The sequence below is a fragment of the Pradoshia sp. Z3_51 genome (genome assembly GCF_058215915.1).
In genome coordinates, this window is record NZ_JBZAJC010000004.1 from 1 (window position 1) to 26,722 (window position 26,722).

Consider the following 26,722-nt stretch of genomic DNA (forward strand, 5'->3'; position numbering starts at 1 on the left):
GGTGAGCCGTTACCTCACCAACTAGCTAATGCGCCGCGGGCCCATCCCTAAGTGTTAGCCGAAGCCAACTTTCCTTCCAACACCATGAGGTGTTGGAAACTATTCGGTATTAGCACCGGTTTCCCGGAGTTATCCCAATCTTAGGGGCAGGTTGCCCACGTGTTACTCACCCGTCCGCCGCTAATCGTTGGGAGCAAGCTCCCTCAGATTCGCTCGACTTGCATGTATTAGGCACGCCGCCAGCGTTCGTCCTGAGCCAGGATCAAACTCTCCGAAAGATGTTTGATCTAGCTAAATTTTAAAGCAAATTGACGAGATTTTAAAAATCTCTTGTTTTTAGACTTGCTTGGCGTTTCGTTTTGTTTAGTTTTCAAAGAACAATCTGTTTTGTTGTCGTTTTGGCGACTTAACTATCATATCAAGTTAGCAACCTTTTGTCAACAACTTTTTTTATTTAATGTTTGTGCATCCCGGTGTTTCCCGGTCAGCTAAATCAGTATATCAATTCCCAGGCAGGAATGCAACACTTTTTTATAAAAAACTATAAAACAAATATAATCAACTAATCGTATTAGCTTAAAGGTTTTAACTCTGCCTCTCTTATCATCTCCAATCTACAGATGAATGCTGTTATTAGCATGTATCAACTCCATATAAACAGCATAATATGATACGACCTCAAACCAATTTCTTTAAACAATCATTTATAAAAACAACACCTCTTTTAAAAAGAGGTGTTGTTAGTAAAAGCTATTTTGTATATACCAAATGTATTATCTCCTATTATTCTTCTTCAGGTGAATCCAGTGGTTCAACATCCGTGCCTTGTTCTGTTTGTTCTTCTGATTGTATTTCTGTTTGTTCTACTGTTTCTTCCTGCTCGTCATCCTCAGGAGAGTCTTCTTCTTTTTGTACCTTAGCTACTGTAGACACATATTGATCATCACCTGATTCAAGTCTGATCAATTTAACACCCATTGTATTTCTTCCTAAACGGGAGATCTGTCCAACATCCATACGAATAATAACACCCGCAGCAGTAATAACCATTAAATCTTCTTCACCTGTAACAGTTTTTACAGATACTAATGAACCAGTTTTATCGGTTATATTGCAGGTTTTAATTCCTTTACCGCCACGACTTTGAATTCTATATTCTTCTTCTCCGGTACGTTTTCCATACCCATTGCGAGTAACGATTAATATATCATCATTTTCTTCGAGTATATCCATACCTACTACTTCATCATTCTCGCTTAAAGTGATTCCTTTCACACCTGTTGCTGTACGTCCCATTGAACGCACATCAGTTTCTGGGAATCGGATCAATTGACCATCTTTTGTTCCAATGATGATGTTCCGGGTGCCATCTGTTAGTTTAACGGAAATCAATTCATCGTTATCACGCAAACCAACTGCAATCAATCCGTTATTTCTAATATTGGCAAAAGAAGATAATGGGGAACGTTTAGAAATCCCTTGTTTAGTAGTAAAGAATAAGAACCAATCGTCCACAAATTCTTCAACTGGGATAATTGCATTAATCCACTCATCTTTTTCAATTTCAAGTAAGTTTATAATTGGCAGACCTTTAGCTGTCCGTCCATATTCAGGTATTTCATACCCCTTCGAACGATATACTTTCCCTTTATTAGTAAAGAAGAGAATTGTATCATGCGTTGAAGTTGTTAGCAGATGCTCAACAAAGTCATCTTCATTGGTACCCATTCCCTGAATACCTCGTCCTCCACGACGCTGACTTCTGTATGTGGATGCTGGCAGTCGCTTGATATACCCTTTATTCGTTAAAGAGATAACGATATTCTCTTGAGGGATTAAGTCTTCATCCTCAATATGTTCCAGACCGGCCAAGACAATTTCTGTTCTTCTTTCGTCATTAAACCGTTCTTTAATTTCAGTTAACTCTTCACGAATTAAGTCAAGCAACTTTTCTTCATCAGCAAGAATGGCTCTTAACTCGCCAATCAATGTCATAAGCTCTTTATATTCGTTTTCGATTTTATCTCGTTCTAAGCCTGTTAACCTTTGCAGACGCATATCCAAGATCGCCTGAGCTTGCTTTTCAGTCAATTCGAATTTAGTCATTAATCCTTCTCTGGCAATATCAGTAGTTTGAGAGCCACGGATTAAGGCTATAATTTCATCAATATGATCAAGTGCAATTCGTAGTCCTTCTAAAATATGCGCTCTTGCTTCTGCTTTACGAAGTTCAAATTGCGTTCTTCTGCGAATAATTACCTTCTGATGTTCCAAATAGTAATAAAGCATTTGTTTCAGATTCAGAACCTTCGGCTGGTCATCAACAAGAGAGAGCATGTTGATGCCAAAGGTTGTTTGCATTGCTGTATGCTTATATAAATTATTTAAAAGTACGTTTGCATTCGTGTCTCTTCTTAATTCAATTACGATGCGCATACCATTACGGTCTGACTCATCCCGTAAATCTGTAATACCTTCAATTTTCTTGTCACGTACCAAGTCTGCAATACGTTCAACCAGTTTGGCTTTGTTCACTTGGTATGGAAGTTCCGTTACAATAATGACCTGTTTACCGTTTTGTTTCTCTTCAATAAACGATCTTGCCCTTAACGTGATGGAACCACGACCAGTTTCATAAGCTTTACGAATACCACTTCTTCCTAAAATTTGACCTGCAGTTGGAAAGTCCGGACCCGGAATAATTTCCATCAATTCCTGTATGGAGATCTCAGGGTCTTTACTTAAAGCAAGCACACCATCAATGACCTCTCCTAACTGATGTGGAGGAATATTCGTAGCCATACCAACCGCAATTCCAGAAGAGCCATTTACAAGCAGGTTAGGAAAACGTGATGGAAGTACCACTGGTTCCTTTTCTGAACCATCGTAGTTGTCTCGGTAATCGATTGTATCCTTGTTTAAGTCTCTAACTAACTCCATTGATATTTTTGACATACGGGCTTCTGTATAACGCATTGCCGCAGCTGAATCACCATCAACAGATCCAAAGTTACCATGCCCCTCAACCAGCATATATCTAAGGTTGAAATCCTGAGCCATACGGACCATCGTGTCGTAGACTGCCGTATCACCATGAGGATGGTATTTACCGATAACTTCACCAACGATACGTGCCGATTTCTTAAATGCTTTATCCGACGTCATACCTAAATCATTCATAGCGTACAATACACGCCTATGCACAGGCTTCAACCCATCACGAACATCCGGAAGTGCTCTGGCTACGATAACACTCATAGCATAATCCAAGAATGATGTTCGCATTTCCTGACTTATATTTATTTCTTTAACCCTCGAGTTTTCCATTTCCGCCATGGAATTACCTCCTCTTATCCGCAAAATCCAGTTATACATGTAAAAAGACAGGATAGATGTTGTCTATCCTGCAGAAAAGATGTATGGATCGCTATTCCCCAATTCAATAACAATCCCATTGAAGTCATACTTAAAAATCAATCGAATTTATATATCTAGATTCTTAACTTGTAACGCATTTTCTTCAATGAAATTCCGACGCGGTTCGACTTTGTCGCCCATAAGCATTTCAAAGGTTTCATCTGCATCGATTGCATCTTCTAGACTAACCTGCAACAATGTTCTGTGCTCCGGATCCATCGTTGTATCCCATAACTGTGTTGCATTCATTTCACCCAAACCTTTATAACGCTGTAGACCAGGTTTTGGCTGGCTAGGGAGCTCACTCATAATACTTTCCAGCTCTCGATCATTATAAGCATACATTATACGCTTGCCTTGCTGTATTTTGTATAACGGTGGCTGAGCAATATAGATATAACCATTTTCAATAATCGGTCGCATATAACGATAGAAGAACGTCAACAATAAGGTTCTGATATGGGCACCGTCGACATCGGCATCAGTCATGATGACAACTTTATGATATCGTGCCTTCGTAATATCAAAATCCTCACCAATACCAGTTCCCAGAGCTGTTACAATCATTCTGATCTCTTGATTGCCAAGAATTCTATCCAGACGCGCTTTTTCCACGTTTAGTATTTTACCGCGTAAAGGCAAAATGGCCTGGAAGTGTCGATCACGGCCAGATTTTGCCGATCCGCCAGCAGAATCACCCTCAACGATGTAAATTTCGCTAATGGATGGATCTTTTGAAGAACAGTCAGCCAATTTCCCTGGTAAGTTGGAAATCTCCAATGCACTCTTTCTTCTTGTTAGCTCTCTAGCCTTTTTGGCTGCTGCTCTCGCTCTGGCAGCCATTAATCCTTTATCGATAATTTTTCTTGCGACACTAGGATTTTCAAGCATGAATTTCTCCATTTTTTCAGAGAAAATGGAGTCAGTAATCGTTCTTGCCTCAGAGTTACCAAGTTTAGTTTTCGTTTGTCCTTCGAACTGCGGATCAGGGTGTTTGATCGATACAATCGCAGTTAGGCCTTCGCGAACATCTTCACCGGTTAAATTTTGGTCATTTTCCTTGAAAATGCCGTATTTCCTTGCATAATCATTTATTACACGAGTTAAGGCTGTTTTAAATCCAGATTCGTGTGCTCCACCTTCATAGGTGTGGATATTATTGGCAAATGAATAAATATTACTTGTAAAACTATCATTGTATTGCAAAGCAACCTCAACAGAAATCCCATCTTTAGCACCCTCGACATAGATTGGTTCTTCGTGAAGTACCTCTCTCGTACGATTTAGATGTTCTACATAGGATTTAATGCCGCCTTCATAGTAATATTCATTTTCTTTACCATCTTCACGTTCATCCTTAATCGTGATTTTAATACCACGGTTTAAGAAGGCTAATTCCCTTAACCTTACCGCCAAAATCTCATATTCATATATAAGAGTTTCCGTAAAAATTTCACCATCAGGTTTAAATGTAATAGTTGTACCAGTACGATCGGATTCGCCTAAAATCTCAAGCTCGCCTTTTGGTGTACCTCTTTCAAAACGTTGAAGATGAATTTTCCCTTCACGTTCTACTTGGACAGACAATTCAGTAGACAGGGCATTAACAACTGAAGCACCCACACCATGAAGACCGCCGGAGACTTTGTAGCCTCCACCGCCAAATTTACCACCGGCATGTAAAGTTGTCATAATGACTTCTACTGCAGGACGGCCTACTTTTTCGTGTATACCAACAGGAATACCACGACCATTATCCTTAACCGTAATACTATTGTCTTTATTGATGAATACATTGATTTCATCACAATATCCTGCCAGTGCTTCATCAATACTGTTATCAACAATTTCCCAGACTAAATGGTGAAGCCCTCTGGAACTTGTGGAACCAATATACATACCAGGCCTTTTACGTACTGCCTCTAGCCCTTCAAGTATTTGTATCTGGTTTTCATCATAGGATTCTTTTTGTATTTCTTTTTGCTCCATTGTCAAACCATTTCACCTACACTTTTCATGCATTTATTTCGTATCTTATCGATTGTGTTACAACGTAGACATCTTTGCTGATTTTCTTTTCAAAGCAGTTAGTCCAATTGGTGAGAGATAGATGTGATGAACTGTAACCACAATTGATTTTGTATTACCTTCAGCCAGATCAATAACTTTATTTTCATCTAAAAATCTCTGTAATACAGGTGAATCTGTTAGCATTTTGGCATCAAGTGCCGTAACTAGTTCACTAGTCTTAATTACAGTATCATTTCCGACATGAAGATACATCTTAACCACCTCATTTCAATCTGGACATTGTTCCGCTTTTCACTTGAAAGGTTGCAGCTTCTCTCAATGTTTGATGATCGATTCCGTCTACACTTGTAGTCGTTACAAAGGTTTGTACCTTACCTTGAATGGTATTCAACAAATGCGATTGTCTGTAATCATCCAATTCAGATAGAACATCATCAAGCAAAAGAATTGGATATTCATTGATTTCTGAATGAATCAGCTCAATTTCAGCTAATTTTAAAGATAAGGCTGTTGTTCTTTGCTGGCCTTGCGACCCAAACGTTTGCACATCATGACCATTGACGAAGAATTGCAGGTCATCTCTATGTGGACCAATTAATGTTGTGCCTCGTTCTTTTTCTCTAGTACTTATTTTATCAAATTTTTCCTGAAATCTTTCTACTATTTTCGACAAGTCCATAGATTCTGATACCTCTATGGATGGTTTATATTGAATATCCAGCGTTTCTAGACCTCTAGAAATGCCTTTATGGATAGGTTTTGCCCAATTCTTAAGCAATTCAAGGAACTCAAACCTCTTTAAAAGAATTCTTGCAGCATAATGAATGAATTGGTCATTTAGAACCGCAAGCATAGCATCGTCAGCTCTTTTGCTCTGCTGTGCTTGCCTCAAAAACGCATTACGTTGATTGAGAATCTTTTGGTATTGGTTTATATCATGTAAATAAACAGGCGATACTTGTCCTATTTCCATATCTATAAAGCGTCTTCTGATTAAAGGGCTGCCCTTCACCAGGTTTAAGTCCTCCGGAGCAAACATAATCACATTCATATTGCCGATATACTGGCTCAAACGCTTTTGCTCCAAATGATTACTTTTAGCTTTTTTGCCTTTTTTGGAAATAATCAATTCCATAGGAAGAGGTCCTCTGTTTTTCAGTACTCTTCCCTCTATTTTAGCATATTCCTGGTCCCATCGAATAAGATCTTTATCATTGGAGGTGCGGTGAGATTTAGCCATGGCCAGTACATACATAGCTTCCATCACATTTGTTTTTCCTTGAGCATTTTCGCCCAGTATAACATTCACCTTATTTTCAAATTCGGCGGTCAGACTTTCATAGTTTCTATAATGTTGAAGACTAATCTTTTCAAGATACATATCTTTAGATCCTTTACTTTAATCCGTAATAATATAGGAACCGACATCCGGGATTTCAATACGGTCTCCAACCCGGAGCTTTCTGCCTCTGCGAACATCCAGTTCACCATTCACGTATACCTCATATTCTGAAAGAAACCATTTTGCGTTCCCGCCAGAGTCGATAATACTCGCTAATTTTAAAAATTGCCCGAGGGTAATATACTCGGTTTGAATACGTATTGATTCCATCATAATAATCCCACCTGTAAAAGTCTCTAAAAGTTTATTTTACTAAAAAATTTGGTTTTGCACAAAAAGAACCTGTTTCGATGCATATCCAAAAACAGGTTCTCAAAAATTTTTAAATCAATATGTTCTAACAGGCAGTATTAACTGCAGCATACTATCGTCATCTACACCTTTAAGAACAAATGGTCTCATCGCTCCAGTAAAATTAATAGTCACTTCTGTTACATTCAAGGCTTTTAGGGCATCCATCATATATTTCGCACTAAAGGATATTTTTAATTCCTCTCCCTCAATCGTTTGAGTAACAATTTCCTCAGTTACTGTACCAACCTCTGGTGTATGAGAGGAAATTTCAATATAGGAATTTCCCATTGTAGAAAGCTTAACAACATTATTTCTGCTTTCTCTCGCTAATAAAGAAGCACGATCAATGGCATGAAGAAGTTCCTTTGTATTTATTCTAACATCTGTTTTGCTTTCATTCGGTATTAATCGAGAAGTGTCTGGATAATTACCCTCTAATAATCTGGAGAAGAATAATAAATTTTTTGATTTAAACAGTACCTGATTTTCTGTAAATATAATTTTTATTTCTTCATCCGTGTCATCGAGGATTTTACTTAATTCACTTAAGCTCTTTCCAGGGACGACTACACTGTAGCTATCACCATTCCCATTAATCACCGTTTTTCTCATAGCCAAACGATGGCTATCTGTTGCAATACAGATTAATTGCCCATCTTCTATGCGCCAGTTTACACCTGTCAACACAGGGCGTGTTTCTGAGGTGGACACTGCGAAAATAGTTTGACGGATAATATTTTTTAATAAATCGATTGGCATAGAATACATATGCTGTTCTTCCATTTGAGGAAGCTGTGGATAATCTTCAGCATTTAGTCCGTTTAGTTTATATTCAGCTTTTCCTGAACGAATAATTGTTTGCAGATGTGCATATACTTCCAAATCAACTGTGCTCTCTGGAAGTTTTTTTACGATTTCAGCAAAGAAACGAGCAGGTAAAACGATTGATCCAGACTCTTTAATTTCAACTAGTTCATTGCCTTCTTCTTCTTCTGCTGGAATGAATGATTCAATAGAGATATCAGAATCACTCCCTGTTAAAGTGACCCCTTCTTCATTTGCTTTAATTTTTATTCCAGTAAGAATTGGTATCGTTGTACGGGTTGATACCGCTTTAAGAACATCAGTAACGCTTTGGACCAGACGGTCGCGCTGAATCGTAATTTTCATAAGTAATCCTCCCAGTATGATGATTGATTTTAGATACATATTTATTAATTTATTTATAAAAATAAAAGAAGAAGTAATAGTAGGGCCTGTGGAAATGTGGATAACTCAACTATTTGACCGAAAAACAGTCTATCCACATGTGGACAGACTGTGAGTAATCTTGATAGCAACTTAATTGATTATCAACAGTTAGTAACTGCTTCGTTGATCAGTGATTGTTAAGTTTTAAAGTAATTTCCTTAATATGATCCTGTAGCTGAGAATCGATTTGTAAAAGCTTAGATATTTTTTCATGTGCATGTATAACAGTTGTATGGTCACGTCCTCCAAATTCTTCACCTATTTTGGGCAATGAAGAGTCCGTAAGCTCTCTGGACAAATACATAGCAATCTGCCTAGGGAAGGCAACTGATTTTGTCCGTTTTTTAGCTTTAAAATCATCTAATTTTACATTAAAGTATTCTCCAACTGTCCTCTGAATATCCGATATAGCGATAATTTTTGGTTTCGAATTCGGAATGATATCCTTTAGAGCTTCGGCAGCTAAGTCTGCGTTAATATCCTTATTTATTAAGGAAGAATAGGCTACCACTCTTATTAGGGCTCCTTCGAGCTCACGAATGTTGGAATCGATTTGGTTGGCTATATAAATCATAACTTCATTCGAAATATCCAGTCGTTCAGCTTTTGCTTTCTTCCGCAGGATCGCAATCCTTGTTTCGAGATCTGGTGGTGTAATATCAGTAATCAGACCCCATTCAAAACGAGACCGCAACCGATCTTCAAGAGTCGGAATCTCTTTCGGAGGACGATCACTTGAGATAACGATTTGCTTACTTTCCTCGTGGAGTGCATTAAACGTATGGAAAAATTCCTCCTGAGTCGATTCTTTTCCAGCTAAAAATTGAATATCATCAATTAGCAGTACATCGACATTCCGGTATTTATTACGGAAATCTTCAGCACGGTTATCTCGGATTGAATTAATAAATTCATTTGTAAATTTCTCGGATGACAAATAAACCACTTTAGCTGATGGGTTGTGCTCCAATACATAATGGCCGATAGCATGCATTAAATGTGTTTTACCAAGTCCAACTCCCCCATAAATAAATAGAGGATTATAGGCTTTAGCCGGAGCTTCCGCTACAGCCAAGGATGCTGCATGGGCAAAACGGTTGCCGGAACCAATAACGAAAGTATCAAAAGTATACTTTGGTATTAATAAGGTTTGAGGTATCTCATGCTGATCGTCATCTGATTTTCTAACCCTTTTGGCCGGTGCTGGTAAATCATATTCTTCTTCCCTTTGGTTGTGAGGAATAATGAATTTAACTTCCAATTGTTCGCCTGTAGTTTCGTATAAAACCTCACCTATTACATCTGAGTAACGTTCCTCTAGCCAATCTCGGGCAAACTCGTTTGGCGCAATTACTGTGAGTGTATCCTTTTTTAAAGAATAAGCTTTTGTAGACTTCAGCCAGGTTTCAAAGCTTGGCTTGCTTATTTTCTTTTCTAATATTGATAATGAGTGCTTCCATAGCTCATCTATATTTTTCACTCGTCAATCCTCCTTCAAAGACAGCCAAACCACAATAAACTTGAATTAAAACAATATAAATAGGAAATGTATAAATATAAAAAACAATGTATAAGGAACATTATGGGGAATATAGGTTTTCGACAATATCCACTTCCTGTGGACAAAGTTATACGCTCCTGTGTAAAATCCTATCCACAGCTTATTAACAATCTGTGGATAATTATTTATGTGGATAAGTTATTAAGAATGAAAACAAAAAATATGATATCAAAAATTTGCTTGAGTTGCAACGTTTTTTGTTATTTATCCACAAGACTCAGTGAATGGGGATGAAAGTTTTCCACAAGAAGTGGGTTTGTGCAAAACCTGTCGAAAAGGGGTGTGGATTGTTAAATAGTGATAATTTAATTATCCACAACCTATCCATAGAGAACAAGGTAAATTTTAAAAATGAAATTTAAGCGATCCATATAAATTTATTTATTTGTAAATCAGAAGGTAGTTTTTAATGTTTGAAAGTATAAGTTGACAATTACGTATCACCATCTATATAATTGTAAAGACTGTCTTTAACTGTAATCCTCAGGGAGGTGTACTAATATGAAAAGAACGTACCAACCAAATAAACGTAAACACAGCAAAGTTCATGGGTTCCGTGCCCGCATGAGCACAAAAAACGGACGTCGTGTTCTTGCAGCTCGTCGTCGTAAAGGAAGAAAAGTATTATCTGCCTAGACCACTGACCATTTCAGTGGTCTTTTTTTAAGCTTATAGCGTTTTTTAATGATTAAGATGAGAAATAGATCAAAGTTATATACAGATTGGCGTTTTAATAATGCGTAAATTTGTTAATGATGTACAATGGAAATATAATGGGATTAGAAATAAATCGAAACCCATTTAAAAGTTGAACGTATGTGTTAGGTGCAGGTGGATATATGAACAAAGAGCGCAGGATTAAAAAGAATCAGGATTTCCAGGAAGTATTTAAAAAAGGTAAATCTTTTGCGAACAGGCAATTTGTTATTTACGTATTAAAGAAGGAACAGACAAACTTTCGTCTGGGTCTTTCAGTGAGTAAGAAAATTGGCAATGCAGTGACACGGAACCGTGTTAAACGTTATGTAAGGCAATCCTTTTTAGAGCTTGATGATCGAATCATGAAGGGGAATGATTACATCATTGTTGCAAGAAAACCGACCTCAGAAATGGACTTCCATGAATCGAAAGCGAGTCTAATCCATGTATTAAAGCGTGCTGGCGTCTTGAGAAAAATGTAGTGTAGGTTTTCTGTTATAAAAAAGCCTAAAACATTTAGGCGTAGACATCTAAAAGATGTTAAAATACATTCATTGGCATATAAGAGGTATTAATGCCTCTTAAGTAGTTAGGAGGAAATAAGGCTTGAAGAAGAAACATATGCTTCTCTTTGGTTCGGTTGTTTTTCTCATTGCTGTTCTATCAGGATGTAGTGAAGTCAATCAACCAATAGATTCAGAAAGTACTGGTATCTGGAATCAATACTTTGTTTATCCGCTTTCCTGGCTGATAATCAAAATGGCTGAGTTATTAGGTAATAAATATGGAATATCGATTATTCTGGTCACAATTTTGGTTAGATTATTGATTTTACCATTGATGATTAAACAAATTAAAAGTACAAAAGCGATGCAGGCTATTCAACCGGAAATGAATAGATTGAAAGAGAAATACAGCTCTAAGGATGCTGAAACTCAACAAAAACTGCAGCAGGAAACAATGGCTTTGTTCCAAAAACATGGGGTAAACCCATTGGCAGGATGTTTGCCGATTTTTGTTCAAATGCCGATTTTGATTGCGTTCTATCACGCAATTATGAGAACAACTGAAATTGCTAATCATAGTTTCCTATGGTTTGATTTAGGCGACAAGGATCCATACTTTATCCTTCCGCTAATTGCAGGTGCAACAACCTTTATTCAACAAAAAATATCCATGGTTGGACAGGATGATAATCCAACTATGCAAATGATGCTATATATTATGCCGATTATGATTATTGTGTTCGCAATTAACTTCCCGGCAGCACTATCTTTATACTGGGTTGTTGGTAATATTTTCTCGATTGCCCAAACTTACTTCATTAAAGGGCCTGATTTAAAGCAAGCAAAAGCCGATAAATCAAATGTAAAAGCCGGAGGTAAGAAAAAGTGAAACAAGTAACCGCTACAGCCCAAACAGTTAATGAAGCTGTTGAATCTGCTCTTAAGGAATTAAATACAACGAAGGAAAAGACTGAAATCCAAGTTGTAGATGAAGGGAAAAAAGGTTTTTTAGGCCTGTTTGGCTCAAGACCGGCTATCGTGAAGGTGACTGTAAAGCATGATCCGTTAGCAGAAGCAAAACAATTCATCGAGAATGTAGCAGAAAAAATGGGTGCAGAGGTACATGTTCATCATAAGCAAGAAGGCAAAGTTGTTACATTTGAGTTATCTGGTGAGAAAATAGCCATGCTGATTGGAAAAAGGGGACAAACATTAAATTCCCTTCAATACCTGACTCAGCTTGTAGTAAATAAGAACTCTACCCAATATCTAACGATCATGCTCGATGCAGAGGATTACCGGAGCCGAAGAAATGAAGCTTTAGTTAATCTTTCGGAAAAAATGGCTAATAAAGCTATCTATACAAAAAAAGAAGTTTCATTGGAGCCCATGCCATCATTTGAAAGAAAAGTGATTCATACGGCGCTGATGAATAATAAAAAAGTCAAAACGTACTCTGCTGGTACTGAACCACATCGTCATATCGTGATTTCGCCAAATAAATAGCGTGAACAAAATCTCCGAATGATTTCGGAGATTTTTTTTTGAATGCTTCCAGTTATAATTGATTGAATTTATCGGCTTTTAATAATTAAAAGAACTGGACTTTCTGATATCTAAACGAGTGTATTAGGGCAAAGTAGATATAAGGTGAAAAAAATATAAGAACAGAGTTCACAATTTAGCTGAATAATTTATATCTAAAAGGAAGATTGTGCTTAGATTCTTGTTATTCACATGTGGATAAGTTAAAATTATACGTACTGCATTTTAGTGGTTGTGGATAAGAGCGGCGGGTACAAATGGTATGTGTCGATTATTATAGATTTTTAATTTTGTTATGAAAGGAGTATAGGTCATGGATTTTGATACAATTGCTGCGATATCAACTCCGATGGGAGAGGGAGCAATCGGAATTGTTCGTATAAGCGGAGATGAGGCAATAAGTATCGCAGACTCTGTTTATCGGAGCCCTAAAGGGAAGAGATTGACTGATGTGCCAAGTCATACGATACACTATGGAAATATCATAGATCCTAAAACGAATACCATTATAGAAGAAGTAATGGTGACCGTTTTAAAAGCTCCAAATACATTTACTCGTGAAGATATCGTCGAAATTAATTGCCATGGCGGTTTAGTTTCCGTGAATAGAGTACTTCAGCTTATCTTAAGACAGGGAGCTACTTTAGCCGAGCCTGGAGAGTTTACAAAACGGGCGTTTTTAAATGGAAGAATTGATTTGTCTCAAGCGGAAGCTGTAATGGATTTAATCAGAGCGAAGACAGATAAAGCGATGAATGTAGCTTTAGGGCAAGTTGAAGGTAAACTGTCAAGATTGATAAAGAAATTGCGCCAGGATATCCTTGAAACACTAGCTCAGGTGGAGGTTAATATAGATTACCCTGAATATGATGATGTGGAGGAAATGACTCACCACTTATTTAAGGAACGCTGTGAATATGTCAGTGGGGAAATTGAAAAATTACTACAAACCAGTCATCAGGGGAAAATTTTAAGAGAAGGTATTTCAACCGTAATTGTCGGCAGACCTAACGTAGGAAAGTCTTCCTTATTAAATAGTTTGGTACAGGAAAATAAAGCAATTGTTACAGATATTCCAGGAACCACAAGGGATGTCATTGAAGAATATGTTAATGTAAGGGGAGTACCGCTTCGTTTGGTGGATACTGCCGGAATACGTGAAACAGAAGATATAGTAGAGCGTATCGGAGTGGAACGTTCCAGAGAGGTATTAAAGAAAGCAGATTTAATACTTCTTGTGCTAAATCATGCAGAAGAATTTACAGAAGAAGACCAACGTTTGTTTGAAGCTGTCAATGGGATGGATGTCATTGTGCTTATTAACAAAACAGATCTTCCTGGAAAGCTTGAAATTGATAAAGTTAAAGCTGTTGCAAAGAACTATTCGATTATTTTAACATCGCTAAAAGAGGATAAAGGTGTAGATGACTTAGAGGAAGCTATTTCTGGACTTTTCTTTGAGGGAAATTTAAATTCCGGCGATGCGACATATGTATCTAATTCACGTCATATAGCCCTTTTGAATAAAGCAAAACAGGCAATTGATGATGCACTGGATGGCATTAATGCCGGTGTACCAATTGATCTGGTTCAAATCGATTTAACAAAGTCATGGGAACTATTAGGGGAAGTTATTGGAGAAAGTGTCCATGAGAGTTTAATCAATCAGTTGTTTTCGCAGTTTTGTCTTGGGAAATAAGGAGGTAAAACAATGGCATATCATGCTGGTGAATATGATGTAATAGTAATAGGAGCAGGTCATGCGGGGAGTGAAGCAGGTCTTGCTGCTGCCAGACAAGGGGCTAAAACACTTGTATTAACAATTAATTTGGATATGGTTGCATTTATGCCCTGTAATCCATCAGTTGGTGGTCCTGCAAAAGGGATCGTAGTCAGAGAGATTGATGCTCTTGGTGGAGAAATGGGTAAAAATATTGATAAGACCCATATTCAAATGAGAATGCTCAATACAGGTAAGGGTCCGGCTGTGCGTGCGTTAAGAGCACAGGCAGATAAATTCGCCTATCAGAACGAAATGAAAAAAACGCTCGAAAATGAAAAGAATCTAACCCTCATGCAAGGGATGGTTGATCGCTTACTTATTGAGGATGGGGAATGTAAGGGCGTTATTACACAGACAGGGGCTATCTATCATTCAAAAGCAGTTGTTATTACAACAGGGACTTTTTTACGCGGAGAAATTATTTTAGGAGAATTAAAATACTCCAGCGGTCCAAATAATCAACAACCATCCATCAAGCTATCTGAACACCTTGAAGAGCTTGGATTAGATTTAGTCCGTTTTAAAACAGGTACACCGCCAAGAGTGAACGGTGATACAATTGATTACAATAAAACTGAAATACAACCTGGGGACGATGTACCAAGGGCATTTTCCTATGAGACAACGACCTATATTACGGATCAGTTGCCATGTTGGCTGACATACACAAATGAAGGAACACATACGATTATCGATAATAATTTACATCGCTCTCCTATGTATTCTGGAATGATTAAGGGTACTGGACCGCGTTACTGTCCATCAATAGAAGATAAAGTAGTTCGTTTTAATGATAAGCCACGCCATCAAATCTTCCTTGAACCGGAAGGCAGAGACACGAATGAAGTATATGTACAAGGGCTTTCAACAAGTTTGCCGGAAGATGTTCAAAAGGAAATCCTGGCAACCATACCGGGGCTCGAAAATGTACAGATGATGCGGGCTGGCTATGCAATTGAGTATGATTCTATCGTACCAACACAGCTCTGGCCGACATTAGAAACAAAAAATATTAAAAATTTATATACTGCTGGCCAAATTAATGGTACATCAGGTTATGAAGAAGCTGCTGGACAGGGGCTAATGGCTGGGATCAATGCAGGCCGCAGAGCTCTGAATGAAGAGGAGATTATTCTGAGCCGTTCGGATGCCTATATTGGGGTTCTGATTGATGACCTGGTTACGAAGGGAACGAATGAGCCTTATAGATTGCTTACATCCCGTGCTGAATATCGTTTATTGCTGAGACATGATAATGCAGACCTGAGATTAACAGAAATAGGCCATCGCATTGGATTGATCAGTGAGGACCGTTATGAACGCTTCTTGACTAAAAAGCAAGCTATTCAGAATGAAATCGAAAGGCTGGCTGCTACCATCATTAAACCAAATGAAACTACCCAATCTTATTTAAGAGAATGGGGAAGCAGTGAACTAAAGGATGGCATTCGCGGCAATGACCTGCTTAGAAGGACAGAATTATCGTACAAACATATCAGTCAATTAATTCCTGCAGAGAGTGAAGTTCCTGAGGATGTAGCAGAGCAGGTGGAAATACAGGTTAAATATGAGGGTTATATTGAAAAGTCGATTCAGCAAGTAGAAAAGCTGAAGAAAATGGAAAACAAAAGAATCCCTGATTTAATTGATTATGACGCTATTACAGGGCTTGCTTCTGAAGCACGTCAGAAATTAAAACAGGTTCGTCCATTATCTATGGCCCAAGCTTCACGTATATCAGGTGTTAACCCAGCTGATATTTCTATCTTGCTCGTTTATATTGAACAAGGGAAAATTGCAAAAATACCCCAAAATTAAGAGGTAAATAAATGAACATATCAGAATTTAAACATGCATTAGAGGAGAAGGGAATTGTTCTTTCTCCATCTCAGCTTGACCAATTCGAAACGTATTTTAAGCTTTTGGTAGAATGGAATGAAAAAGTAAATCTGACAGCTATTACGGATAAAGAAGAGGTTTATTTGAAACATTTCTATGATTCCATCTCACCATCTTTCTTTATTGATTTTAATCAGGATCTTTCTTTATGTGATGTTGGAGCGGGAGCAGGGTTTCCCAGTATACCACTAAAGATTTGCTTTCCATCAATAAAATTGTCTATTGTAGATTCTTTAAATAAGCGGATTACCTTTTTAAAAACCTTAACAGATGAGCTGGGTTTACAGGATGTCAATTTATATCATGATCGTGCAGAAACATTTGGTAAATTAGCAGCACACCGGGAACAATATGATTATGTTACGGCTAGAGCAGTTGCCAGATTATCGGTTTTAAGCGAGTTATGCCTTCCATTAGTAAAAAAAGGAGGCAAATTTATCGCTTTAAAAGGTGCCGGTGCTGATGATGAAGTATTGGCAGGGAAAAAGGCGTTGACAATTTTAGGTGGTAAAATGGATCAGGACTTTTATTTCCAACTGCCAAAGGAAGACAGCAAACGTCATATTATCTTAATAGATAAAGTAAAAGAAACGCCAAAAAAATATCCACGAAAACCGGGAACACCAAATAAGCAGCCATTAGAGTAAACTTTATTGAGACGGATATTCTAAAAAACGGTATAATAAAGATAGTTATTACCAAAAAATGAGACAATCTGAACTTATTTAAATATGATTTTTGCCAATGATTAAGCTAGTTGGAAGTTTTTTAAAGGTGGTGTAGGGATGACAAAACATCCTTTTTCACGTTTTTTTGGACTTGGAGATAAAGAACAAAATGTTGACAGGGAATCGGAAATTGAGACGGAAAAAGAAGAAATAAACCATGACGAAATCCATAAATTACCTATTTCTTCAATTGTACCAAATCGTTTTCAACCAAGAAGTATTTTTGATGATGAGAAAATTGAAGAACTTGCTCTGACTATAGAAACGCATGGAATTATTCAACCCATTGTTGTCAGAGAAATCCATGATGGACAATTTGAAATAATTGCCGGTGAACGTCGATACCGAGCCATAAGTAAATTGGGTTGGGATAAAATTCCTGCCATTATTAATAATCTCTCAGACACTGAAACAGCATCTGTTGCTTTAATAGAGAACCTTCAACGTGAGGAATTATCTCCTATTGAAGAAGCTGTGGCATACAGTAAATTAATTGAATTGCATCAATTGACCCAGGAAGGTCTTGCAAACAGGCTTGGAATAGGACAATCTACGGTTGCCAATAAAATCCGTTTACTTAAATTGCCGCAGGTGGTTCAGAATGCGGTCATGCAAAAGGCAATCACAGAAAGACATGCACGCTCCTTAATCCCATTAAAAGATCCTGAAAAACAGGCGAAGCTTGTCGAAGAAATTATTGATAAAGGACTGAATGTGAAGCAGACAGAGGAACGAGTCAACAAACTGCTTTCAGCTGATGAAGACAAAAAGCCTCGTGCCATCCGAAAAGCATTCAGTAAGGATATGCGCATAGCGGTAAATACTATCCGTCAATCAATGAGCATGGTTAAGGATAATGGAATTAACTTAGACTCAGAGGAAACAGAGTTTGATGATTTTTATCAAATTACAATCCGTATTCCGAAAAAGAGGAAATAATAGTTTGATTAATTGATAACTTGGCAATCCGATAGGTTGCCAGTTTTTTTTATATAATCAAAACTTTTTACAAAAATCGATACTTTCTGTGTGATAATTTTAAATATATGAACTTTGAAAAATAGAAACATGTTAAAATAGAAACGTTATAAGTCTGAATGTAAAGTGAGGCAGGTGACAACATGGGAAAAGTAATATCTATTGCAAACCAAAAAGGAGGAGTTGGTAAAACAACAACCTCAGTTAATTTGGGGGCCTGCTTGGCGTACATAGGAAAGAAAGTTTTGCTAGTCGATGTTGATCCACAAGGAAATGCGACCAGTGGAGTAGGGATAGAGAAGGCTGATGTTGAACAATGCATTTATGATGTACTTATTGATGATGTGGATGTTGCTGATGTTATTAAGGCAACGAAAGTTGAAAACCTAGATGTCATACCGGCTACTATTCAACTTGCAGGTGCTGAAATAGAATTGGTTCCTACCATATCCAGAGAAGTACGCTTGAAAAGAGCGTTAGAAGCAGTCGTTAATGAGTATGATTATATTATTATTGATTGCCCTCCATCTTTAGGTTTATTAACTCTAAATTCCCTTACAGCATCTGATGCTGTGCTTATACCTGTGCAATGTGAATACTACGCCCTTGAAGGCCTCAGTCAATTACTTAATACGGTTAGATTAGTCCAGAAACATTTAAACCATGATTTAAAAATAGAGGGAGTATTATTAACCATGCTTGATGCCCGGACAAACCTGGGTATACAAGTCATAGATGAGGTTAAGAAGTACTTTCAGGATAAAGTATATAAAACGATCATTCCACGTACCGTACGTTTAAGTGAAGCACCAAGCCATGGTGAGCCGATTATTATTTATGATCCAAAGTCACGTGGAGCGGAAGTATATTTAGATTTGGCAAAGGAAGTGGTTGCAAATGGGTAAGGGATTGGGGAAAGGTCTTGATGCCCTTATTGCTAACATGGAAGTCAGCAAAGAAGAAGTGGTACAAGAGATTGCGATTAAAAATTTGCGGCCAAATCCATATCAACCAAGGAAATCTTTTCAGCCTGAAGCTATTGAAGAATTAAAGAACTCAATTCTTCAACATGGAATTTTACAGCCTCTGATTGTACGGAAAAGCAGTATTAAAGGCTATGAAATAGTGGCTGGAGAAAGGCGCTTTCGTGCTGCTAAAGAAGCAAAAATGAAAACTGTGCCTGCTGTAGTTCGTGAATTTGATGATCGACAAATGATGGAACTTGCTTTATTGGAAAATCTTCAAAGAGAAGATTTAAATCCAGTAGAGGAGGGTGCTGCTTATCAGTCATTATTGAGAAACCTTGATATCACTCAAGAAGAATTGGCGAAAAGAATGGGGAAAAGCCGACCTCATATAGCCAATCATATTCGATTGTTATCATTGCCTGCATTGATTCAGGATTATATTTCTCAAGGAAAATTATCAATGGGACATGGAAGAGCATTGTTAAGCCTGAAATCAAAAAAAGATATTAAACCTCTGGCTGATAAAGTAATTAAGGAAAATCTTAATGTTAGGCAATTAGAGGGGATCATTCAAGGTTTGAATGAAAGTGTTCCACGTGAAACAAAAAAAGTCCCTGCTAAGGATATATTTATTCAGGAAAGAGAAAATCAATTAAGAGAACGTTTCGGTACAACAGTTAATATTAAACAGAATAATAAGCGTGGGAAGATAGAAATAGAATTTTTCTCCAATGAGGATTTAGAGAGACTCCTTGAAATTTTAGAAAAATAAAAAACCATTTATATGGTTTTTTATTTTTCTCTATAAATTATTGTCATGTACCTTTTCTTCTTCGAAGTTCCAATTAAATGTTGTAGTTATGGAAGCGGCATGATTATAGGATAAACCGGCTAAATAAATACCTTTTGTAATAGCTTTAGCCATTTTTAAGACTAAATTTAAACGAGTATTTTGAAGCACAAAGTATTCCATAAATCCACTAACATTAACGATTCCTGTAATATGGGCTTCTCCCACATTGGGCAATTCTTTATTTACACCGGCACCAGGCTTTACAGGGCCTTTACCAACCTGGATAATTCCAACACTTTTAACTCTGCCAAGACAAGCGTCTATTCCAATAATAAATGGATTTTCATGTATGCTATGAATATAATTAAGTTTTTCTTGTAAATTCACAGCATGGATTGGATCCTCTAATGTACCATATATATAAAAATTGGGCAGTGTTTTCTCACTTAACAATGTTCCAATTAAAGGACCAAGTGAATCACCAGTTGAACGGTCTGTACCGATACAAACAATGACAACAGGACGTACTTTATGAGAAGGGAGGATTGTGAGTAATTCTCTAGAGATAACATGGTGGGCATTCTCTTCCTCATATGATATTCGATTTGTTGTATTGCGTTGTTCAAAAAAAGAAGGCCTCATGTTCATAATTACCACTCCTCTGCAAAAGTACTATCAGTATACGGAAAATATAGGGATTTTATACACTGAACTTTGGAATATTTTGCAGACTTTCGAATCCTATATTCTTCCCATCCGGTTATCAGGATGAAAATACTTGTCTTTTTATATACACTTTTTCCTTCCAAAGCTGAGATGTAGTAAAATGGTTGACGTTTCTTTTAAACAGATTGATTTATCATATGTATACCCAAGCATAAGGAATAAAGAAACATTGTCATTATTCATTTATATAGGTATTTAGATCCTAGTAGATTTGAATAAGTTATATTAAAAAAACATTTAGTTTCAATTCATATACCCAGGTAATAATAGTGAATTGTTCTTTATAGCGAATTTAGTGTGAAACGTTATTCTTATATGATGAAATGAAAGGAAAGAAATTAGAGAAACGGGAGTCTAGGTAGATTTCTGTTTATTCTGGATGTTGGTTTTAATTGGAGGTCTGGCCATATGCTGATATAATTCATGGATATAAAGGGAAAAGTTTAAATAATGGAGGATTAAAAAACTATGGATGATAAGGATTTTGGATTGAATGATGTTGTTGAAATGAAAAAGCCTCATCCATGTGGTATCAACCGCTGGAAGATTATTAGACTTGGTATGGACGTCCGAATTAAATGTGAAGGATGTGACCATAGTGTCATGTTGCCCCGTAAAGATTTTGTTAGGAAGATGAAAAAGATACTTCAGAAACACGAGGCATAATCTCAAAGCTTAATGTACAGCTTGTATGCTATCATAATAAAGTGTAATTCAAATACTAATTGAAAAATAATAGCGGCTTGTCTTTTAGATGACTTGTCACTATAATTGGTAAAGGTTTATCACATATAGATTATATAACATTTAATATGTTTTCACATAAGGAGTGAATGATGTGGCATTAACAGCTGGAATAGTAGGTCTGCCTAACGTAGGGAAGTCTACTCTCTTTAATGCAATAACACAGGCTGGAGCAGAATCTGCTAACTATCCATTTTGTACGATTGATCCTAATGTAGGGATTGTAGAGGTACCAGATCATAGATTGCAAAAGCTGACAGAGCTTGTAGTACCGAAGAAAACAGTACCGACTGCTTTTGAATTTACCGATATCGCAGGAATTGTAAAAGGGGCAAGTAAAGGAGAAGGCTTAGGCAATAAATTCCTTTCCCATATTCGCCAGGTAGATGCAATTTGCCATGTAGTAAGATGCTTTGCTGATGAAAATATTACCCACGTTTCAGGTAAGGTTAATCCAATCGATGATATTGAAACGATTAATCTCGAATTAATTCTCGCTGATATGGAAACGGTAGAGAAAAGAATTGACCGTGTAGGTAAATTAGCTAAACAAAAAGATAAGGAAGCAGTTGTTGAGTATGAAGTTCTTTCCTTATTAAAAGAAGCATTTGAAGCTGAAAAACCAGCCAGAGCAGTTGAATTCACGGAAGAACAGCTCAAAATCGTGAAAGGATTACATCTTCTCACGATTAAACCAGTTTTATATGTTGCTAATGTTGATGAAGATGAAGTAGCAGATGCGTCCGATAATGATTACGTGACTCAGGTTCGTGAATTTGCAGCGAAGGAAAATGCTGAGGTAATCGTGATTTGTGCCAAAATTGAATCGGAAATTGCAGAGCTTGAAGGCGAAGAAAAAGCGATGTTCCTTGAAGAACTAGGCATAGAAGAATCTGGGTTGGATCAATTAATTCGAGCGTCTTATCAATTGTTGGGCTTGGCAACATATTTCACGGCAGGTGTTCAAGAAGTACGTGCCTGGACTTTCCGTAAAGGGATGAAGGCGCCACAGTGTGCTGGAATTATTCACTCTGATTTTGAACGTGGATTTATTCGCGCAGAAATCGTTTCTTATGAAGATCTGATGGCAGCAGGTTCCATGAATGCTGCGAAAGAAGCGGGTAAAGTTAGATTAGAAGGTAAAGAATACGAAGTAAAAGACGGAGACATTATTCACTTCCGTTTCAATGTATAAACAAGAGGACCGGTCAGTATGATCGGTCTTTTTTATCAATTTGCAAACTTCTTATATGTATGCTATACTTTTAACTTGTGAGTAATTGTAATTAATTGCTCCTTGCCCATAAGGGCCGTTTAGACCAAAAGGAGGTGACAGTGATGACAAAATACGAAGTTATGTATATCATCCGTCCAAACATTGAGGAAGATGGAAAAAAAGCTTTAGTTGAGCGTTTTAACACAATTTTAGCTGACAAGGGTGCTGAAGTTCTTGAAACAAAAGAATGGGGCAAACGCCGTCTTGCTTATGAAATCAATGATTTCCGTGATGGATATTACATGATCAACAAAATCCAAGCTGAAACTGCAGAGGCTGTTCAAGAATTTGACCGTCTTGCTAAAATCAGCGAAGATATCATCCGTCATATTGTAGTTAAAGAAGAAGAGTAATTTTGATTGAACATAAATTGTTTCATGTGGAACAATTTTCTAATATTAGGAGTTGATTCTGTTGATAAACCGTGTCATTTTGGTAGGTCGTTTAACGAAGGATCCTGATCTCCGCTATACTCCGAATGGTGTTCCTGTTTCAACCTTCACATTAGCAGTGAATCGCCCATTTTCTAACCAACAAGGTGAACGGGAAACAGATTTTATTAACTGTGTTGTTTGGCGACGCCAGGCAGAAAATGCAGCTAATTATCTGAAAAAGGGTAATCTTGCTGGAGTTGATGGACGTATTCAAACTCGTAATTATGAAGGTCAGGATGGAAAACGTGTCTATGTAACAGAAGTGTTGGCAGAGAGCGTACAATTCCTAGAGCCTAAAGGTTCATCTGCCGGTGAAAAAAGCGGCGGAAGCCAATATGGTGGTCATGATACCAATCCATTTGGCCAGGGAAATAGCAACCAAAACCAGAATCAACGGAAGGACAGTAATTATACGAAGATTGATGATGATCCATTCAGTAGTAATGGACAAACTATCGATATTTCGGATGATGACCTTCCATTCTAACATTGATAATTCGAACGGACGTATATAATTATAATGAAAGGGAGTGAATAATATGGCAGGCGGACGCAGAGGCGGACGTGCAAAACGCCGTAAGGTTTGTTATTTCACAGCAAACGGCATTACGCACATCGACTATAAAGATGTAGATCTTCTTAAAAAGTTTATCTCTGAGCGTGGAAAAATTCTTCCACGTCGTGTAACTGGAACAAGCGCTAAGTACCAACGTAGATTGACTATTGCAATCAAACGTGCTCGTACTATGGCTCTTCTACCATTCGTAGCAGAGGAAAAATAAGATTTTACACATAAAAACGGAAAGGGAATCCTTTCCGTTTTTTAATTGTATTTAAGGAAACAGTATTGACATGAGGAATTATTAATAAAATTACAGACATCGAATTACATTATTTTTAAATATTATTTCAATATAACATTATGGTTCAATGTAATGTCTTGTTTTTTGGATATCATTTTATTTATGCTTTATAATATTCTTTGTATGTATTTATTGTTTTAAATAGGTACTAATGAAGGGTATTAATTATACGCCTCTGAACAGGTAATTAATTGCTCTGTTGGTCATAATGGAGTTTTATCAAGTATAATGATAAGTAATACATAAATTGATCCACATTATTTAGGAGCTGAATCTATGCCATCTTATTTAAACAGGCAAGCGATCCGTTATCCCATCTACGCATTATTGGGTGTATCTTTAGTAATCATCGGAGTTCTTGCTTATTATAATTGGATATTTGCAATAGTAGCTTCTTTGCTTTTTGGCATTCTCTTCTTTCTAATATTAAAAATTGAATATGGAATACAAAAAGAAACGGAAATCTATATTTCCACTCTATCCTATCGATTAAAAAAAGTGGGGGAAGAAGCTCTATTAGAAATGCCAATAGGTATACTGCTTTTCAACGAGGATTATGTAATTGAATGGACCAACCCATATATGGCTAAGTGTCTCCAGGAAGATACTTTGGTTGGAAAATACATTTCTGAGGTTGCAGAACCCTTAATACCTTTGGTGAAAAGAGAGGAAAGCGAAGATATTGTAGCAATTTATAATCGTAAGTTTCGAGTAGTCCATAAACCGGAGGAAAGATTGCTTTATTTCTTCGATGTTACAGAGCAAACAGAAATTGAAAAAATGTACGAAGAAGAGCGAACTGTCATTGGAATTATCTATCTAGATAACTATGACGATGTGACACAAGGAATGGACGACCAGCGAAAAAGCAGCTTAAATAGCTTTGTAACCGCCCTATTAAATAATTGGGCTAAAGAATATGGAGTCTTTTTAAAGAGAATTTCCTCGGATCGGTTTATCGCTATTTTTAGCGAAAGTATTCTTAACCACCTAGAAAAAACGAAATTTTCCATACTGGATGATGTACGGGAAACAACGGCCAAGCAAAATGTTCCGTTAACACTGAGTATAGGTGTGGGGAGCGGAGTTTCTGCATTACCTGAATTGGGCAGCATTGCTCAATCAAGTCTTGATCTGGCTCTGGGTAGAGGTGGAGATCAGGTTGCCATTAAACTCCCAAATGGAAAAGTGAAATTTTATGGTGGCAAAACGAATCCTATGGAGAAAAGAACTAGAGTTCGCGCACGGGTAATTTCACATGCACTGCGTGATTTGATAGTCGATAGTGATAAAGTTATTGTAATGGGACATAAGTTTCCCGATATGGATGCTATTGGTTCGTCCTTAGGGATATTAAAAATTGCCGAAATGAATAACCGTGAAGGATATATTATTCTAGACAGAAGTGAATTAGATTCAAGTGTTAAACGACTTCTATCTCAAGTGAAGCAAAAGCCTGAGTTGGACTCCAGATTTATATCACCTGAAATTGGTGTTGAGCTAATCACCGATAAAACATTACTTGTTATCGTAGATACTCATAAGCCAAGCATGGTCATTGAGGAAAAACTGGTTTCCCGGGCTGAAAAAATCGTGGTGATTGATCATCACAGGCGTGGCGAGGAATTTATAGATAATTCTATCCTGGTTTATATGGAGCCATATGCATCATCTACAGCCGAGTTAGTAACGGAGCTTATTGAATACCAGCCAAAGCGTGTTAAGGTAGGTATGCTGGAAGCAACTGCTTTGCTGGCTGGTATTATAGTGGATACAAAATCCTTTACATTTAGAACAGGATCCAGAACTTTCGATGCTGCTTCTTTTTTAAGAGGGCATGGTGCAGACACAGTCCTTGTACAAAAGCTTCTTAAGGAAGATGTAGATACTTACCTAAAGCGCGCAAAGCTGATTGAGGACGTTTATTTTTATCATAAAGGGATTGCTATTGCTCATGGTGATTTAAATGAATTTGCTGATCAGGTTTTGATTGCCCAAGCTGCAGACACATTGTTAGCAATGGATGAAGTGATCGCATCCTTTGTGTTATCACGAAAATCAGAAACTAGCATTGGCATAAGTGCAAGATCTCTTGGCGATATAAATGTTCAGGTTATTATGGAACGTTTGGGTGGCGGAGGGCATCTTACAAATGCGGCAACTCAACTGGATGACATTTCAATGGAAAAAGCAGAGCAAATGTTGAAAGATGCAATTGATGAGCTATATGAAGGAGGCACAAACACATGAGAGTAATATTTTTAAAAGATGTTAAAGGAAAAGGAAAAAAAGGTGAAATTAAAAATGTTGCAGATGGGTATGCACATAATTTCCTTTTGAAACAGGGATTAGCTGTAGAAGCAACCGGCAGCAATATGAAAACACTAGAAAATCAGAAAAATAAAGAAGTACAGCTTGCAGCTGAGGAACTAGAAAATGCAAAAAAATTAAAAGAGCAATTAGAAAAGCTTACAATTGAATTAAAAGCGAAGACTGGTGAGGGCGGCAGAATCTTTGGATCCATTACCAGCAAACAGATTGCTGACGAATTACAAAAACAGCATAAGCATAAAATTGATAAACGTAAAATTGAATTAGAAGACGCAATTCGCTCTCTCGGCTACACAAAAGTTCCGGTTAAGCTTCATCATGAGGTAACCGCTACTTTAAATGTTCATGTGAAAGAACAATAAAATATTTTCCCAGGAAATAATTTTCTTAAAAAAAGTGATGAAAAGCTTGTTAGCTGATTTCATCACTTTTTTTTAGTATGATAGAAGTTACTAATGCAAATGAAAGTTAAAATAAATAATTTCCTGTACCT

Annotated in this window: 25 protein-coding genes and 1 rRNA gene; 17 read left to right on the forward strand and 9 right to left on the reverse strand. The window is 37.2% G+C overall.

The genetic code is table 11. The features are described 5' to 3' along the window. The 8 genes from AC4BHA_RS09410 to dnaA form a co-directional block, all read right to left on the reverse strand. Positions 1-278 (reverse strand): 16S ribosomal RNA (locus AC4BHA_RS09410); the annotation flags it as partial. Between the two features lie 505 nt (positions 279-783). Beyond that, positions 784-3,336, reverse strand: coding sequence for a DNA gyrase subunit A (gene gyrA, locus AC4BHA_RS09415; RefSeq protein WP_066109750.1), 2,553 nt, complete (start codon positions 3,334-3,336; stop codon positions 784-786). A gap of 147 nt (positions 3,337-3,483) precedes the next feature. Next, on the reverse strand, positions 3,484-5,406 hold the full coding sequence (gyrB, locus tag AC4BHA_RS09420; RefSeq protein ID WP_066109747.1) for a DNA topoisomerase (ATP-hydrolyzing) subunit B: 1,923 nt from the start codon (positions 5,404-5,406) through the stop codon (positions 3,484-3,486). Positions 5,407-5,463: 57 nt separating this feature from the next. Next, positions 5,464-5,700, reverse strand: a complete 237-nt coding sequence (remB, locus tag AC4BHA_RS09425) for an extracellular matrix regulator RemB (protein WP_066109744.1) — start codon at positions 5,698-5,700, stop codon at positions 5,464-5,466. Between the two features lie 10 nt (positions 5,701-5,710). Continuing rightward, positions 5,711-6,829: a DNA replication/repair protein RecF gene (recF, locus tag AC4BHA_RS09430; protein WP_490558481.1), complete on the reverse strand. Its 1,119-nt coding sequence runs from the start codon at positions 6,827-6,829 to the stop codon at positions 5,711-5,713. 18 nt (positions 6,830-6,847) lie between these two features. Continuing rightward, entirely contained in the window at positions 6,848-7,063 is a 216-nt protein-coding gene (gene yaaA, locus AC4BHA_RS09435) for a S4 domain-containing protein YaaA (RefSeq protein WP_066109738.1), read from the reverse strand. A 114-nt stretch (positions 7,064-7,177) separates the two neighbouring features. Further along, positions 7,178-8,314, reverse strand: a complete 1,137-nt coding sequence (dnaN, locus tag AC4BHA_RS09440; protein ID WP_490558482.1) for a DNA polymerase III subunit beta — start codon at positions 8,312-8,314, stop codon at positions 7,178-7,180. Positions 8,315-8,522: 208 nt separating this feature from the next. Continuing rightward, the gene (gene dnaA / locus AC4BHA_RS09445; protein ID WP_066109730.1) at positions 8,523-9,875 is read right to left on the reverse strand and encodes a chromosomal replication initiator protein DnaA; all 1,353 of its coding nucleotides are present in this window, start codon (positions 9,873-9,875) and stop codon (positions 8,523-8,525) included. A gap of 582 nt (positions 9,876-10,457) precedes the next feature. Here dnaA and rpmH point away from each other — a divergent pair. The 10 genes from rpmH to AC4BHA_RS09495 all read left to right on the forward strand — a co-directional run bounded on the left by rpmH (position 10,458) and on the right by AC4BHA_RS09495 (position 19,834). After that, a complete protein-coding gene (gene rpmH, locus AC4BHA_RS09450) occupies positions 10,458-10,592 on the forward strand; it encodes a 50S ribosomal protein L34 (protein ID WP_066109727.1) in 135 nt (44 codons plus the stop codon). A 203-nt stretch (positions 10,593-10,795) separates the two neighbouring features. After that, on the forward strand, positions 10,796-11,137 hold the full coding sequence (gene rnpA, locus AC4BHA_RS09455; protein WP_066109724.1) for a ribonuclease P protein component: 342 nt from the start codon (positions 10,796-10,798) through the stop codon (positions 11,135-11,137). A gap of 139 nt (positions 11,138-11,276) precedes the next feature. Then, positions 11,277-12,050, forward strand: coding sequence for a YidC family membrane integrase SpoIIIJ (spoIIIJ, locus tag AC4BHA_RS09460; protein ID WP_066109790.1), 774 nt, complete (start codon positions 11,277-11,279; stop codon positions 12,048-12,050). After that, complete coding sequence (jag, locus tag AC4BHA_RS09465; protein WP_066109723.1) at positions 12,047-12,667, forward strand: RNA-binding cell elongation regulator Jag/EloR; 621 nt, start codon at positions 12,047-12,049, stop codon at positions 12,665-12,667. The genes spoIIIJ and jag overlap by 4 nt, the downstream gene beginning before the upstream one ends. 352 nt (positions 12,668-13,019) lie before the next feature. After that, positions 13,020-14,405, forward strand: a complete 1,386-nt coding sequence (mnmE, locus tag AC4BHA_RS09470; protein WP_066109720.1) for a tRNA uridine-5-carboxymethylaminomethyl(34) synthesis GTPase MnmE — start codon at positions 13,020-13,022, stop codon at positions 14,403-14,405. A gap of 12 nt (positions 14,406-14,417) precedes the next feature. Next, entirely contained in the window at positions 14,418-16,307 is a 1,890-nt protein-coding gene (mnmG, locus tag AC4BHA_RS09475) for a tRNA uridine-5-carboxymethylaminomethyl(34) synthesis enzyme MnmG (RefSeq protein WP_490558483.1), read from the forward strand. Between the two features lie 11 nt (positions 16,308-16,318). After that, positions 16,319-17,035 carry a 16S rRNA (guanine(527)-N(7))-methyltransferase RsmG gene (gene rsmG, locus AC4BHA_RS09480; protein ID WP_066109714.1) on the forward strand — a complete coding sequence of 239 codons (717 nt, stop codon included), beginning with the start codon at positions 16,319-16,321 and terminating at the stop codon, positions 17,033-17,035. Positions 17,036-17,173: 138 nt separating this feature from the next. Further along, positions 17,174-18,055 carry a nucleoid occlusion protein gene (gene noc / locus AC4BHA_RS09485; RefSeq protein ID WP_066109711.1) on the forward strand — a complete coding sequence of 294 codons (882 nt, stop codon included), beginning with the start codon at positions 17,174-17,176 and terminating at the stop codon, positions 18,053-18,055. 182 nt (positions 18,056-18,237) lie between these two features. Then, a complete protein-coding gene (locus AC4BHA_RS09490) occupies positions 18,238-18,999 on the forward strand; it encodes a ParA family protein (protein WP_066109709.1) in 762 nt (253 codons plus the stop codon). Beyond that, on the forward strand, positions 18,992-19,834 hold the full coding sequence (locus tag AC4BHA_RS09495; protein ID WP_066109707.1) for a ParB/RepB/Spo0J family partition protein: 843 nt from the start codon (positions 18,992-18,994) through the stop codon (positions 19,832-19,834). Before AC4BHA_RS09490 ends, AC4BHA_RS09495 begins: the two co-directional genes overlap by 8 nt. A 30-nt stretch (positions 19,835-19,864) precedes the next feature. On the opposite strand, the gene yyaC is transcribed toward AC4BHA_RS09495, so the two are convergent. Next, entirely contained in the window at positions 19,865-20,503 is a 639-nt protein-coding gene (gene yyaC / locus AC4BHA_RS09500; protein WP_066109705.1) for a spore protease YyaC, read from the reverse strand. Positions 20,504-21,049: 546 nt separating this feature from the next. Between yyaC and AC4BHA_RS09505 the strand changes: the two genes are divergently transcribed. The 7 genes from AC4BHA_RS09505 to rplI all read left to right on the forward strand — a co-directional run bounded on the left by AC4BHA_RS09505 (position 21,050) and on the right by rplI (position 26,591). Further along, positions 21,050-21,247, forward strand: a complete 198-nt coding sequence (locus AC4BHA_RS09505) for a DUF951 domain-containing protein (protein ID WP_066109702.1) — start codon at positions 21,050-21,052, stop codon at positions 21,245-21,247. Positions 21,248-21,419: 172 nt separating this feature from the next. Then, positions 21,420-22,520, forward strand: a complete 1,101-nt coding sequence (gene ychF, locus AC4BHA_RS09510; RefSeq protein ID WP_066109696.1) for a redox-regulated ATPase YchF — start codon at positions 21,420-21,422, stop codon at positions 22,518-22,520. A gap of 140 nt (positions 22,521-22,660) precedes the next feature. Next, positions 22,661-22,954: a 30S ribosomal protein S6 gene (gene rpsF, locus AC4BHA_RS09515; RefSeq protein WP_302621348.1), complete on the forward strand. Its 294-nt coding sequence runs from the start codon at positions 22,661-22,663 to the stop codon at positions 22,952-22,954. 61 nt (positions 22,955-23,015) lie between these two features. Continuing rightward, complete coding sequence (gene ssb, locus AC4BHA_RS09520; protein ID WP_066109692.1) at positions 23,016-23,522, forward strand: single-stranded DNA-binding protein; 507 nt, start codon at positions 23,016-23,018, stop codon at positions 23,520-23,522. 52 nt (positions 23,523-23,574) lie between these two features. Beyond that, positions 23,575-23,817: a 30S ribosomal protein S18 gene (rpsR, locus tag AC4BHA_RS09525; RefSeq protein WP_066109691.1), complete on the forward strand. Its 243-nt coding sequence runs from the start codon at positions 23,575-23,577 to the stop codon at positions 23,815-23,817. 357 nt (positions 23,818-24,174) lie between these two features. Then, on the forward strand, positions 24,175-26,148 hold the full coding sequence (locus tag AC4BHA_RS09530; protein ID WP_490558484.1) for a DHH family phosphoesterase: 1,974 nt from the start codon (positions 24,175-24,177) through the stop codon (positions 26,146-26,148). Further along, positions 26,145-26,591 (forward strand): 50S ribosomal protein L9, encoded by a 447-nt coding sequence (rplI, locus tag AC4BHA_RS09535; protein WP_066109684.1) that lies wholly within the window; start codon positions 26,145-26,147, stop codon positions 26,589-26,591. The genes AC4BHA_RS09530 and rplI overlap by 4 nt, the downstream gene beginning before the upstream one ends. Positions 26,592-26,722 lie beyond the last annotated feature (131 nt).

Excerpts from the sequence above, each read along its gene's own strand:
- rplI (WP_066109684.1), top strand. The coding sequence starts at position 26,145 with ATGAGAGTAATATTTTTAAAAGATGTTAAAGGAAAAGGAAAAAAAGGT.
- noc (WP_066109711.1), top strand. The coding sequence starts at position 17,174 with ATGACAAAACATCCTTTTTCACGTTTTTTTGGACTTGGAGATAAAGAA.
- rsmG (WP_066109714.1), top strand. The coding sequence starts at position 16,319 with ATGAACATATCAGAATTTAAACATGCATTAGAGGAGAAGGGAATTGTT.
- rpmH (WP_066109727.1), top strand. The coding sequence starts at position 10,458 with ATGAAAAGAACGTACCAACCAAATAAACGTAAACACAGCAAAGTTCAT.
- AC4BHA_RS09505 (WP_066109702.1), top strand. The coding sequence starts at position 21,050 with ATGGATGATAAGGATTTTGGATTGAATGATGTTGTTGAAATGAAAAAG.
- dnaN (WP_490558482.1), bottom strand. The coding sequence starts at position 8,314 with ATGAAAATTACGATTCAGCGCGACCGTCTGGTCCAAAGCGTTACTGAT.
- rpsR (WP_066109691.1), top strand. The coding sequence starts at position 23,575 with ATGGCAGGCGGACGCAGAGGCGGACGTGCAAAACGCCGTAAGGTTTGT.
- remB (WP_066109744.1), bottom strand. The coding sequence starts at position 5,700 with ATGTATCTTCATGTCGGAAATGATACTGTAATTAAGACTAGTGAACTA.
- AC4BHA_RS09495 (WP_066109707.1), top strand. The coding sequence starts at position 18,992 with ATGGGTAAGGGATTGGGGAAAGGTCTTGATGCCCTTATTGCTAACATG.
- AC4BHA_RS09490 (WP_066109709.1), top strand. The coding sequence starts at position 18,238 with ATGGGAAAAGTAATATCTATTGCAAACCAAAAAGGAGGAGTTGGTAAA.
- mnmG (WP_490558483.1), top strand. The coding sequence starts at position 14,418 with ATGGCATATCATGCTGGTGAATATGATGTAATAGTAATAGGAGCAGGT.
- recF (WP_490558481.1), bottom strand. The coding sequence starts at position 6,829 with ATGTATCTTGAAAAGATTAGTCTTCAACATTATAGAAACTATGAAAGT.
- AC4BHA_RS09530 (WP_490558484.1), top strand. The coding sequence starts at position 24,175 with ATGCCATCTTATTTAAACAGGCAAGCGATCCGTTATCCCATCTACGCA.
- spoIIIJ (WP_066109790.1), top strand. The coding sequence starts at position 11,277 with ATGCTTCTCTTTGGTTCGGTTGTTTTTCTCATTGCTGTTCTATCAGGA.
- mnmE (WP_066109720.1), top strand. The coding sequence starts at position 13,020 with ATGGATTTTGATACAATTGCTGCGATATCAACTCCGATGGGAGAGGGA.
- rnpA (WP_066109724.1), top strand. The coding sequence starts at position 10,796 with ATGAACAAAGAGCGCAGGATTAAAAAGAATCAGGATTTCCAGGAAGTA.
- yyaC (WP_066109705.1), bottom strand. The coding sequence starts at position 20,503 with ATGAACATGAGGCCTTCTTTTTTTGAACAACGCAATACAACAAATCGA.
- yaaA (WP_066109738.1), bottom strand. The coding sequence starts at position 7,063 with ATGATGGAATCAATACGTATTCAAACCGAGTATATTACCCTCGGGCAA.
- gyrA (WP_066109750.1), bottom strand. The coding sequence starts at position 3,336 with ATGGCGGAAATGGAAAACTCGAGGGTTAAAGAAATAAATATAAGTCAG.
- gyrB (WP_066109747.1), bottom strand. The coding sequence starts at position 5,406 with ATGGAGCAAAAAGAAATACAAAAAGAATCCTATGATGAAAACCAGATA.